At 34.9% G+C, this 12050-nt stretch carries 17 protein-coding genes; 7 read left to right on the forward strand and 10 right to left on the reverse strand.

The window, feature by feature from the left end:
• Positions 1 to 33 precede the first annotated feature (33 nt).
• Positions 34 to 258, forward strand: a complete 225-nt coding sequence (locus tag FJR09_RS24555) for a hypothetical protein (protein WP_217361108.1) — start codon at positions 34 to 36, stop codon at positions 256 to 258.
• Between the two features lie 97 nt (positions 259 to 355).
• Positions 356 to 1633, forward strand: a complete 1278-nt coding sequence (ahcY, locus tag FJR09_RS04330) for an adenosylhomocysteinase (RefSeq protein WP_168651585.1) — start codon at positions 356 to 358, stop codon at positions 1631 to 1633.
• A gap of 67 nt (positions 1634 to 1700) precedes the next feature.
• Here ahcY and FJR09_RS04335 read toward each other — a convergent pair whose 3' ends face one another.
• Both FJR09_RS04335 and FJR09_RS04340 read right to left on the reverse strand, forming a co-directional pair.
• Positions 1701 to 2795 carry a hypothetical protein gene (locus tag FJR09_RS04335; RefSeq protein WP_015077991.1) on the reverse strand — a complete coding sequence of 365 codons (1095 nt, stop codon included), beginning with the start codon at positions 2793 to 2795 and terminating at the stop codon, positions 1701 to 1703.
• 20 nt (positions 2796 to 2815) lie between these two features.
• Positions 2816 to 4318, reverse strand: coding sequence for a DNA methyltransferase (locus tag FJR09_RS04340; RefSeq protein ID WP_015077990.1), 1503 nt, complete (start codon positions 4316 to 4318; stop codon positions 2816 to 2818).
• Between the two features lie 331 nt (positions 4319 to 4649).
• On the opposite strand from FJR09_RS04340, the gene FJR09_RS04345 reads away from it, so the two are divergent.
• From FJR09_RS04345 to FJR09_RS04360, 4 genes are all read left to right on the forward strand, one after another.
• Positions 4650 to 4904: a type II toxin-antitoxin system HicA family toxin gene (locus tag FJR09_RS04345; RefSeq protein WP_015077989.1), complete on the forward strand. Its 255-nt coding sequence runs from the start codon at positions 4650 to 4652 to the stop codon at positions 4902 to 4904.
• Positions 4904 to 5125, forward strand: a complete 222-nt coding sequence (locus FJR09_RS04350) for a type II toxin-antitoxin system HicB family antitoxin (protein WP_015077988.1) — start codon at positions 4904 to 4906, stop codon at positions 5123 to 5125. Before FJR09_RS04345 ends, FJR09_RS04350 begins: the two co-directional genes overlap by 1 nt.
• Positions 5126 to 5137: 12 nt before the next feature.
• Positions 5138 to 5470: a XisI protein gene (locus tag FJR09_RS04355; RefSeq protein WP_015077987.1), complete on the forward strand. Its 333-nt coding sequence runs from the start codon at positions 5138 to 5140 to the stop codon at positions 5468 to 5470.
• Between the two features lie 206 nt (positions 5471 to 5676).
• On the forward strand, positions 5677 to 6006 hold the full coding sequence (locus FJR09_RS04360) for a XisI protein (RefSeq protein WP_168653251.1): 330 nt from the start codon (positions 5677 to 5679) through the stop codon (positions 6004 to 6006).
• A gap of 46 nt (positions 6007 to 6052) precedes the next feature.
• Here the strand turns inward: FJR09_RS04360 and FJR09_RS04365 are convergent, their stop codons facing one another.
• The 8 genes from FJR09_RS04365 to dnaA form a co-directional block, all read right to left on the reverse strand.
• Entirely contained in the window at positions 6053 to 6475 is a 423-nt protein-coding gene (locus FJR09_RS04365; RefSeq protein WP_015077986.1) for an HNH endonuclease, read from the reverse strand.
• 5 nt (positions 6476 to 6480) lie between these two features.
• On the reverse strand, positions 6481 to 6795 hold the full coding sequence (locus FJR09_RS04370; RefSeq protein ID WP_015077985.1) for a hypothetical protein: 315 nt from the start codon (positions 6793 to 6795) through the stop codon (positions 6481 to 6483).
• Positions 6796 to 6888: 93 nt separating this feature from the next.
• Positions 6889 to 7251 carry an aspartyl protease gene (locus FJR09_RS04375; protein WP_168653239.1) on the reverse strand — a complete coding sequence of 121 codons (363 nt, stop codon included), beginning with the start codon at positions 7249 to 7251 and terminating at the stop codon, positions 6889 to 6891.
• On the reverse strand, positions 7248 to 7565 hold the full coding sequence (locus tag FJR09_RS04380) for a hypothetical protein (protein ID WP_168654020.1): 318 nt from the start codon (positions 7563 to 7565) through the stop codon (positions 7248 to 7250). The genes FJR09_RS04375 and FJR09_RS04380 overlap by 4 nt, the downstream gene beginning before the upstream one ends.
• Before the next feature lie 135 nt (positions 7566 to 7700).
• Positions 7701 to 8063, reverse strand: coding sequence for an aspartyl protease (locus FJR09_RS04385; RefSeq protein WP_168653241.1), 363 nt, complete (start codon positions 8061 to 8063; stop codon positions 7701 to 7703).
• Positions 8060 to 8377, reverse strand: a complete 318-nt coding sequence (locus FJR09_RS04390) for a hypothetical protein (RefSeq protein ID WP_168653242.1) — start codon at positions 8375 to 8377, stop codon at positions 8060 to 8062. Before FJR09_RS04390 ends, FJR09_RS04385 begins: the two co-directional genes overlap by 4 nt.
• 67 nt (positions 8378 to 8444) lie before the next feature.
• Positions 8445 to 8894: a nucleoside deaminase gene (locus tag FJR09_RS04395; RefSeq protein WP_015077982.1), complete on the reverse strand. Its 450-nt coding sequence runs from the start codon at positions 8892 to 8894 to the stop codon at positions 8445 to 8447.
• A gap of 285 nt (positions 8895 to 9179) precedes the next feature.
• Complete coding sequence (gene dnaA, locus FJR09_RS04400; protein ID WP_015077981.1) at positions 9180 to 10556, reverse strand: chromosomal replication initiator protein DnaA; 1377 nt, start codon at positions 10554 to 10556, stop codon at positions 9180 to 9182.
• A gap of 228 nt (positions 10557 to 10784) precedes the next feature.
• Between dnaA and FJR09_RS04405 the strand changes: the two genes are divergently transcribed.
• Complete coding sequence (locus FJR09_RS04405; RefSeq protein ID WP_015081595.1) at positions 10785 to 12047, forward strand: HhoA/HhoB/HtrA family serine endopeptidase; 1263 nt, start codon at positions 10785 to 10787, stop codon at positions 12045 to 12047.
• The last annotated feature ends 3 nt before the right edge of the window (positions 12048 to 12050 follow it).

A 12050-nucleotide genomic window follows, 5' to 3' on the forward strand; every position in this document is an offset into this window, starting at 1 on the left:
TAAGTAATTTTTGGTTTCTTTAGTCATCTTGAGATGACTTTTGCTATCAGACTGGGAATTAATTCCCAGTTGGGTTATCGGTTTTACCTGAAGTTGACACCAATGGGAATAGAGGAAGAATTAATATCCTGTCGCCTATGTCCTAAGTCGTTGCTATATTCTTACCAGAGAATGATGAAAAAAGAAAAAGCCCGATCTAGTGTTAACACGGCTCATATCAGAGGTGAAGCTAGTTCACAGGACTTTTTGAATAGCTGATTACTAATTCTCAGAAAATATGGCTAGTAATGAGAAAACCTTGTTAAAGTACGTAAAGGCTTATAAACCTGTTTCATTTTTTTAAAGGATAATTTTCATGATTGCAACCACTCCCAGATTAAAGCACGAGGTTAAAGACCTCGGCCTAGCTCCCTTGGGAAGACAACGCATTGAATGGGCTGGCAGAGAAATGCCCGTATTGAAGCAAATCCGCGATCGCTTCGAGAAAGAAAAGCCCTTTGCTGGATTGCGTATTTCAGCTTGCGCCCACGTTACCACAGAAACAGCACATTTAGCGATCGCTCTGAAAGCCGGTGGTGCTGATGCAGTTTTAATTGCTAGTAACCCCTTATCAACTCAAGATGACGTAGCTGCAAGTCTTGTAGCTGATCATGGAATTTCCGTATTTGCTCAAAAAGGCGAAGATGCCGCTACCTATAGCCGTCACGTCCAAATAGCTTTAGATCACCGCCCCAACATCATTGTTGATGACGGTAGCGACGTGGTAGCAGAATTGGTTCAACATCGTCAAAACCAAATCGCTGATTTAATTGGTAGCACCGAAGAAACCACTACAGGTATCGTGCGGTTACGCGCCATGTTTAACGAAGGCGTTCTTACATTCCCTGCGATGAACGTCAACGACGCAGACACCAAGCACTTCTTTGATAACCGCTATGGTACTGGTCAATCTACCTTAGATGGGATTATCCGCGCTACAAATATTTTGTTAGCTGGTAAAACTGTTGTCGTTGTCGGTTATGGCTGGTGTGGTAAGGGTACAGCCCTCCGCGCCCGTGGCATGGGTGCAAACGTCATCGTCACCGAAATTGACCACATCAAGGCAATTGAAGCCGTTATGGACGGTTTCCGTGTGCTACCAATGGCGGAAGCAGCACCTCACGGTGATATCTTCATTACTGTGACTGGTAACAAGCACGTCGTTCGCGGTGAACACTTCGATGTCATGAAAGACGGTGCGATCGTTTGTAACTCTGGTCACTTTGATTTGGAACTTGATTTGAAATACTTAGCCGCTAATGCTAAGGAAATCAAGGATGTCCGTCCTTTCACAGAAGAGTATAAATTGACAAATGGTAAATCCGTAGTTGTACTCGGACAAGGACGTTTGATTAATTTGGCTGCTGCTGAAGGACACCCCAGCGCAGTTATGGATATGAGTTTTGCTAACCAAGCATTAGCTGTTGAATACCTGGTGAAGAATAAGGGTAGTTTAGCTGCTGGTTTGCATTCTATTCCTAGAGAAGTGGATGAAGAAATTGCTCGTTTGAAGTTGCAAGCTATGGGCATTTTCATTGATAGTTTGACAGCCGAGCAAATTGACTATACCAATTCTTGGCAGTCTGGAACGTAAGTCATTAATTAGTTGATTTTTTGGGGATAGGCGTTTTGCTTATCCCTTTTTTTATAATTTATTGGTGTTACTTTAGTACAAATAAAACATCAGCATAGCTTTGGTATTGATTGTTATTGAAAGACCAATTTAATAACAGTTTATCCTTATTAAAAGAGCGTGTATTTAGATATTCATCAATTTTATTTTTTAACAAAGTATAATCTCTTTTTAGCTTCCAACTATCTTCTAAAGAATTAGTATCCACAAGAACCAAAAATAACCTATTACTTGCATCAAATCTTTGAGAACCTTGATTTTCATACAACCAGCGCAAAAGTTCACGTGGTTGTTTTAATGTGTTATTGATAATATCTCTTCTAATTTTCACAAAATTATCATAAAAATCTTTTACATCCTGCTGGGAACTTTCAGCAAAAGCTGTAATCAAATCAATCAATAGTTCATCATCAGGACGATTTTGATCAAAAGGAAGATTAAATATTTTGGCTGTCTTCTTTAACTCTGATAATTCCTTAATTGTTAGTTTTCTGTTCCTTCTCTCATTTTCCATAAAACCTTTTGGAAAATAAGTTACCTTGAGATCAAAAGGTATATCATCAATAAAAAAATCAACTTGTTTAATTAGCCCCACAGTTGGTAAAACACGCTCATGGTCTTTAAAAATATCCTCAATAATAATTGATGTCCAATTATTATACCAAGAACACAGAACAAAACCTTTTAAACTATGTAAAATTTCATTTTTTACTTTTTCTATTAAATTATCATAATTAGTAATCTTTTTTATGTAGTTATCAACTAGATACTTATTAATATCATTTTGATGGATACCACCCCAGTCAAAAACTCTTAGTTTATATAATTCTGCTAGTAAATCTTGCTCATGTATGCGACGTTCTTCTCTTTGTATTTCATATATTTGATTAATAGAATCATGAATAGTTTCTAAAGAAATATTAGACTTAAAAAGTGTTTCAAGGTACTGCTTTACTCCTAAATTATCTGAAGATATTTGTGCTTTTTGAAATAAATGCAAGTAATAATCTTTTCGAGCCAAAGAACGTAATTTTAAAAAATATAATCCTTCAGGAGATGATGTTAATTCAAAAAATTTATTTTCATCATAAAGCCGAGAAAGTTGAGAAAACGTATAACTCATTTTTTTTTTCAGATTTCAGATTATTTTGAGTGAATATCAGGTATTTCTTTAGACCAGTTAGGTAATTTTTCTAACAACATCAATTTTATATTATCTTCATTTCCAGGTTTTTGATAGATTAAAACGAAATCATTTTTTAAACCTCCCTTTCTGCTATCTTGAATTACTGAATTAGCTGAATAATTCATAGGAAATAATCCACGAAATTGTAATTGATTATCAGATGGTATTACCTCTTTTAAAAACTGCCAACTATCAGCATCTCTCGCATTGAAAAATAGAGCTAATATTCCACCAGGTTTCAGGATACGAGTAGCAGTTTGCATAAATTCCGTCATTTCATTCACATAATTGTTTTTATTCTTCCCTCGACTACGAGCATTAGAAACTACAATTTCTTGAGAAAAATCCGGCTCTTTATCTATTAAACAATTCCACATTTCACTCAATTCTAAGTATGGAATCCTATCACTATGTGGCGGATCAGTTAATATCAAAGAAATAGTTTCATCAGGGCAATTATTAAGAACTTTTCGATTATCACCTTGAAAAATTGCTACATCTGCTTTATTGTTAATAACATCTGTTAATTTTTTAGATACACAATAACCTTTTTTAAATTCATCTTCTTGAATAGATTTTAGTAAACTATTGGCACGTTTAATAAAACAATTCCACACATTAATTTCAAAATGTAGTGTTGGTCGCCAATATCCTATCACCCAACTACCAACTTCTATTTTATTTGTTGGTTCAGATTTTGTTTTACCTCTTCCTGTAATTGCAAAAACCATCTTAGACATTTGACCAGAAGCAGCAGTTAATGATAGCAATAATGCAGATTTGATAGAATCTGGTTGTTTGTGAATTGCATTAAGTAACAAATCTATATTATGTAATGCACGACCAGTAAATAAATCTTTTAGTGTTAAAGTATCATTTGTATTTATACGGCTATTTTGAAATAACTTAATTGGTCGAGGTATTTTAGGTTCGTATCCCTCAAATTGTTTAAATGCTTGATAGTCATAATTAGTTGGTATCCTTTTATCACTTTCATTTCTTCTTGGCGATAAATGCCAAACTGAATTTAGTTCATTTTCATGCCATAAATAGTGAGTTGCAAATTTTCCATCTTCTAGTAAGTAAGTTTTATATATTTCTGATTTAACACTTATTTCTAATTCATCAAGGGCTTTTTTTAAAATATCTGGATTTGGTAAATTTACTAATAAATTCGATAATTCTACAGCTACAGGATTAATGTCAATACCTATGAATCGTCTTTCCCTAATTACTGCTTCACGAGCAACTAAACCTGATCCTAAAAATGGATCTAAAACAATATCACCTTTTTCTGTTAAGTTTTCAATTAAAAATGCTAAACATTCAATTGGTTTTTTACCCCAATATTTATGAAAAGCAGCTAATCCTTTATAGCCTTTTGGTAATACTATTGTTTCAGGATTTGTTTTTGTCAATTCTAATTCAAATAGACTTAATTGTTTAACAATAGATTTCATTATTTATGTAATCAAGATTATGTTTTATTGAAAGACACGGATGATTTTATACAAAATAGATTATAACATAAGTCCTTAAATTATCGGTTGTTAATAAAATTTAACAAAAAGTCTTTATAACTAGGCGAATATAATTCACATCTACACAGACACATAGCATCCGAAAAAAGTGGATAAAGAGTAGATGTAGGTTGACATGACAAAAACCAACATCTTTATAAGATTATTGCGTTTGGTTGCGCTTTGCTTAAACCAACCTACGAATTATTACTGGGTAAAGAATAATGAAAGTAGGATAGAAGTTAATATAAAACAATGATAAAATAAAGTAATGTCGAAAAAACGTAAATTACTGGAGAAAGTTCTTTCAGGATCTAAAAATCTTCAATTCGATGATTTGGTGACATTAGTTGAAGCCTTTGGTTTTTCCTTATCACGTATCAACGGTAGTCATCACATTTTTACTCATCCAACTATCCCTGAACTTATTAACTTACAAAATCGCAATGGTAAAGCTATTCCTTATCAAATTCGGCAATTTTTGATTTTGATTGAAAAATATTCCTTAACTATGGAGAATGAATAATGAAACACTATCACATTAATATTTTCTACAGTCAAGAAGATGAAGGTTATATTGCTGATATTCCTGATTTAAAATATTGTTCAGGATTTGGTTTAACTGAAGAAGAAGCACTACAAGAAGTTCTCAAAGCTAAAACTGCTTGGTTAGAAGCTGCGGAAATAGAAGGTAAACCCATTCCCGAACCAAGATATAAACCTGTAATTTATCAAATAGCTTCATAACTTTATAGTCTTATGGAAACATTAAATTATCGAGAAATAGTTAAAAATTTCATCCAAAAATATGCACAGGAAGAATGTGTAGAAGATTCAGAAAATCTCGAAATTGTTTTTGATACAGAAAGGGATGTTTATTTATTATTGGTTACAGGATGGAAGGATGAAAAAAGAATTTATTGGTTTCCCATTCATATTAGTATTAAAAATGGTAAAATCTGGATTGAAAGGGATTTTACGGAAGAAGGAATTCCTCATCAATTAGTAGAGTTAGGTGTTCCGAAAACAGATATTGTTTTAGGTTTTAGATCACCTTATGTCAGACAGTTTACAGGTTTTGCATCGGTTTAGATTTTTTGCGTCTTTACATAAAATAAAAAATCTTGATCATTGCTATACTAGAAGCATTCCTAAATCATCATCTCATGCTAACCGTAACCATTGATGAAATCCAGAAAAACTTCACTAGCTATCTTCACCAAGTAGCAGCAGGAGAAAGCATTATTATCATTGAAGCAGGTAAAGCGATCGCAGAAATTAAACCAGTTCCCAATATTATGGAAAAATTAGATTACCCTGAATTAGTACAACAAGTGTTAGCAACACATACAGACGGTCATTGCTCTGAAGGAACAGAAATCGAGTTAATATTTGATATTCAAAGAAATCGCTATTTAGTAATTCATATAGGTTGGGAAGGTGAAAATAGAACCTATGGTACAATGATTCATGTAGATATTAAAGATGGAAAAATCTGGATTCAGAGAGATTTAACTGAGGAAGGGGTAGCTAATGAATTGGTAGAATTAGGAGTACCAAAAAGCGATATAGTTTTAGCTTTTAGAGCGCCTCATATCAGACAATTTACTGATTTTGCACAAGATTAAAACTTTGCGTCTTTGCATGACACAAAAACCCCAAAAATCCCCATCATTAATCATTAGGAGGATGCCAACTTAAACTAATCCAAATAGCCCTAGCTTGGACAACATCTTCATTATTTAATCGTAAAGCTAAAACTGTCGCTCTGCCAATAGCAGTTATCCCAATAATATGAGTACCACCATTTGCCCATTGAAAATGATCTAACCATCTTTGTAGACGAGGATTAAACAAAGATATAGATTCATTCTTTACAGGATCATTAGCTGTTATTTTCGCTCCTTTAAACTCATTACAACGATAACAACAAGCAGCTAAATTTTCTCGCTCATCATTTCCCCCCAATGAACTAGGCAAAATATGATCCATAACTAAAGGCATACCTGTTAACCGGCTAGAAGTGCGACAATATTCACATCTATAACCAGCCTCATTAATAACTTGTTGACGAAGAGATTTAGAAATAGATGACACTGGTATTATACTAATTGCTCAAAATCTGGAAGAGAAAACCCTTGCCACTTTAAAAGTGCATAGGCATAAGCTTTTTTTAACATTAAATAATCAGCACTCACCCGCAACGATTTCAACAATAACCTATCAGATTCACTTAATTGATTATTTTGATTTTTTTCTAACAGTTGAAAATGTAATTCTTGCTGACTTTCTGGAATTTGACTTTGAGCAATAGTTAATAATTCCTCAATTGTTAATTCTTGCATAGCAATTAATTCCCCTTGTAATTCCAGAGGTGCATAATCAATAGCAGGAGGAGCATTAATTTGAGTAGGCATAATTTATCCTGGTATTTGACCTATATATATTTTATAACACTTCTCTTTCTTTGCGTCTCTGCTCCTTTGCGACTTTGCGCGAAATAAAAATATTCAACCCAAAGTTAAAATATTCTCTGGAAAATCCACCACCAAACGCAACAACTTTAACCACTCAGAACCCAATAAAATCTCATTAATGCCTTTGCCCACATTCACAGGAATTTGATACTGCTTTCCATCTAATATCACTTGACCTAAATAAATCTGAAATTTTGATTCACCTTTAGCAGTCCGTAACATTTCCTCCCCACTATACAACCATTCTAATCCATCTAAATCTTGTGTATTAATAGCCATAAAACCTGCAAAACCACTATCAAATAGGGCATCTACAGCAAGATTCAAGCCATCATTAGTAACTAATTCAATCTCAAAAAATAATTGCCCATTTTCTGCAAAGTAACCCTCTATCATATTGTGCCAGTTGTCCCCGTTTCATTCAAACAAAAAACGAAGTGTCTAGCTTGAGGATATTTTTCCAACATTCTTTTATGAGATTGCATCCTATCCTGATCAATTAAATATTCCCCACTATTGGGTTCTATGGCAATATACCAACCATAGTGACTTTCGATATATTCAGAACGGACACGCTCAAAAATTGCCCGACAACGTTGATAAAATATTTCATCTTCCGCTTCTCGTCTAGCTAATTCTTCTGGTGCTATAATCAATTCCGGAAAAATTCTTCCTCTTCTTACCACTTTTTTCGATGTGATGTGAGTCATATTTTTAATTTGAACTCTAGTTATTATTTTAACTTAAATTGTGCTTAATTGCAAGTATTACCATGACAATAGGTAACATTACAAAAACCTTTGTTCTTGCAATTCTTCCTTTGCGACTTTGCGCGAAATAAAAAATTATCCCAAAGTCAAAATACTTTCTGGAAAATCCACCACCAAACGCAACGACTTTAACCATTCAGAACCTAGTAAAACTTCTGTAATATTATCCCCCACATGAACAGGAATTTCATACTCCTTACCATCCAATATTACCCTACCTAAATAAATATTAAACCTTGATTCACCTTGTGCTGTTTGCATAGGTTCATTACCAAGAAAAACCCAATCCAGTCCATCCAAATCTTGAGTATTAATTGCCATAAACTTGGTAAATCCTGTATCTAACATCGCATCTACAGGTAGATTTAACCCATCAGCAGTAATCAAATCAATCTCAAAAAATAGCTGCCCCTCACTACCAAAATTTCCCTGAATCATATTCTCCCAGTCGTTCCTGTTTCATTTAAGCAAAACACATAATTTTTAGCCTTTGGATATTTTTGAAGGACTTTTTTATGAGCTTGAATATTATCTTGATCAAGAAAGTATTCTCCACTATTTGGTTCTATGGCAATATACCAACCATAGTGACTTTCGATATATTCAGAACGGACACGATTAAAAATTGCCCGACAACGTTGATAAAATATTTCATCTTCCGCTTCTCGTCTAGCTAATTCTTCTGGTGCTATAATCAATTCCGGAAAAATTCTTCCTCTTCTTACCACTTTTTTTGATGTGATGTGAGTCATATTTTTAACTTGAACTCTATTTATTATTTTAACTTGAATTATGCTTGTATGTACAGACTGATTACCGTTATTCAACCAACAACGAATCGCAACCAATATCTTCATCCCAAAGTTCCGGGTTAGTCGTAATAAAATCACTCATCATTTGTTCACATTCATCTAAATTTAAATCCACTACTTCCACACCATGAGATACCATAAACTCCTTCGCACCCGAAAAAGTCTTTGATTCTCCAGCAATAACTTTTTTAATGCCAAATTGCACCACAGCACCAGCACACAAATAACAAGGCATTAATGTAGAGTAAAGTATTGTACCTCTGTAGTTACCAATTCTCCCTGCATTGCGGAGGCAATCAATTTCCGCATGAGTCACAGGATCACCGTCTTGCACGCGCTTATTGTGTCCGCGGCCGACAATTTTACCATCCTTAACCAGCACAGAACCAATGGGAATTCCCCCTTCTTGTCTACCTTGTTGAGCTTCCAAAATTGCCGCATCCATAAATTCGTCCATTTGTCAATGCTCCTGATCTAAAAAGATAAGTATTATTGATGCTTCCCTGTGGAAAAACTGTGGAAAACCCATCCTCAATTTTTACAAAATAATGATCCTCCATGAAACTCATAAATAATAAATTAAAGTTTTCCACAGCTTTTCGGTAAAAAATTGGATTTTTACCGCAATTTTAAATAAAAATTAATCATTTATTATATTTTTCTTAAAATTCGGACTGAATAAGAGAGATTTGAATTTGATAAATTAGTTTCTTGGTTGTGGAAAACATCCAGAAAATTAATTCTATTTTAGGGAACGAGTCGCCATTTGAATGCGATCGCTCAATTGGTGTAAAGTTTGAACTAAACTCTGATCACTTTCTTGTAACTGGGTAATCTTTTCACAACTATACATCACCGTCGTATGATCTTTACCACCAAACTCCTCCCCTATTTTGGGTAAACTCAAATTTGTAAGTTGTCGCATTAAATACATTCCGATTTGTCTAGCCCAACTAATTTCCCGACGACGGGAATTACTTTTTAAGTCCTCAATAGAAACATTTAAAGCATCAGCGACTATATTTAAGATTATCTCTGGAGTTGTGGCTATTTTCTGGCTAGGAGTTCCGAGAATGGGAGCAAGATTTTCCACAGTCATAGGTAAACCCCAAATAGAAATATAAGCCAAAGCCCGAATTAATGCCCCTTCCAACTCACGGATATTAGAAGTACAATTAGAAGCAATATATTCAACTACCTCCCGTGGTAAACGAATATTTTCATATTCAGCTTTTTTCTGCAAAATCGCCATTCTGGTTTCTAAATCAGGGGTTTGAATATCCGCAATTAGCCCCATAGAAAACCGGGAACACAACCGTTCTTGTAAACTGGGAATTTGATTAGGAGGACGATCTGAAGCAATTACAACTTGCTTACCTGCCTCATGTAAAGTATTAAAAGTATGAAAAAATTCCTCTTGAGTATATTCCTTCCCCTCCAAAAATTGAATATCATCAACTAACAACATATCAGCAGCCCGATAATGTTCGCGGAAAGTTTGCATACTATCTTGACGAATAGCAGTAATTAAATCATTTGTAAACTGCTCCGTAGACACATAAAATATCTTAGAATTAGGACAGATTTCCCAGCGATAATTACCAATAGCTTGCATTAAGTGAGTTTTCCCCAAACCCACACCACCACATAAAAATAACGGATTAAATTCCCTCCCCGGATATTCGGCTACAGCTAAAGAAGCAGCATGAGCCATGCGATTGTTAGCGCCGACCACAAACCGCGGAAAAACATATTTAGAATTTAAATCTGAAGTCTTTTGCGTATTTATCGGAGCATTTGCCAAAATATGATTTATTGCTGGTAATTTCCCCCCTAGTTCCTGTTTACCCAAATGAGAAACTTCCTCATCTTCAACTACAGTAATATAAATTTCGATGGGATAACCCACAATATCTTGGACTACATTAGCAATAGTATGAATGTAATATTTTTGCAGCCAATTGCGAGCAAAAGGATTAGGAGCATATATTACCAAACAGTTGTTTTCTAGCTGCTGTGCTTTAGCTGTCTTAATCCAAGTTTCAAAGGTAGGAGGAGCTAACTCTAACTGTAAACGCTCTAATACATGATTCCACAAACCATCTATGGGAATTTCCATTAACGCCACCTTTATCCGTAATTCCTAATTCCTAATTTGTAATCACATACAATAAGATCCCCAACTTCTGATTTCAATTCATAATTTATTTACAAGCCAAAAAAGAAGTCGGGAATCTGAACTACTCTAAAGATACATAAATCAAATAGGAGGCTATATAATTATCCTGATAAAAACCAGGGGTAGCCAGTATCCTAGCACTACTAACGAATACGGAGCAATAATCACATGATGAAGATCAATAATTATAACCTAGCAGCTAGAAATATTAATACTAGATTTTTACGCCAAAACTTGGAAAATAAAGGGAAAAAATGGATTGCAGTCTGTGGTGTAGCAGTTTTCATGCTGGGAGGTTGTACCAGTCTCAAGAAAATCACCTCAGAAATAGAACCTAGTCATGCTCAATCACAAAAAACTACTACACCCACCACAGAAATTGCTCCTCCCGCGATTTTTTCCGCTTCTGGAGATCCTAACTTTGTTGTCAAAGTCGTACAAAAAGTAGGAGGTGCAGTTGTTCGCATTGATTCAACGAGAACCGTTACCACTCAAGCACCAGACGAATTTTCTGATCCCTTTTTTCGCGGCTTTTTTGGCAATAGAATCCCTTCTCAACAAAGAGAAAGAGTAGAAAGAGGTAGCGGTTCGGGATTTATCATTAATTCATCTGGGCAAATTTTAACTAATTCCCACGTTGTCGACGGTGCTGATTTAGTTACAGTTACTCTCAAAGATGGCCGGACTTTTAAAGGTAAGGTATTAGGTGAAGATGCCGTAACAGATGTGGCTGTAATTCAAATTGAAGCTAATAACTTACCCACCCTAGCTTTAGGTAAGTCGGATACTTTGCAACCAGGAGAAGCCGTTATCGCTATTGGTAATCCCTTGGGTTTAAATAATACTGTCACCTCTGGAATTATCAGCGCCACAGATCGTTCTAGTAGTGATATCGGTGCAAGTGATAAGCGTGTTGATTATCTGCAAACAGATGCAGCAATTAACCCTGGTAATTCTGGTGGACCATTACTAAATTACCGTGGTGAAGTCATTGGGATGAATACAGCAATTATTCAAGGCGCTCAAGGTTTAGGATTTGCTATTCCTATTAATACTGCCCAAAAAATTGCTGAGGAAATAATTGCTAAAGGTAGAGTTGATCATCCCTATTTAGGCATACAAATGGTCACACTCACACCTGAAGTTAAGGAAAAAATCATTGCCAGATTTGGCGAGAAAATAAATTTATCTGCAAATGAAGGAATCCTCTTAATCAGGATTGTTGCTAATTCACCCGCAGCGGTTTCTGGATTGCGTCCAGGAGATGTTATAAAGAGTATTAATAATCAACCAGTTTTGAAAGTTGATGAGGTGCAAAGAATAGTAGAAAATAGTAAAATCGGTATTCCTCTCCAAGTGCAAGTAGATCGTAATGGTAAAGTTTCTCAATTTTTAGTTAAACCTGCACCTTTACCAGTTAACAAGCAATAAAAT

The sequence above is a fragment of the Dolichospermum sp. UHCC 0406 genome (assembly GCF_009712025.1).
GTDB lineage: Bacteria > Cyanobacteriota > Cyanobacteriia > Cyanobacteriales > Nostocaceae > Dolichospermum > Dolichospermum lemmermannii.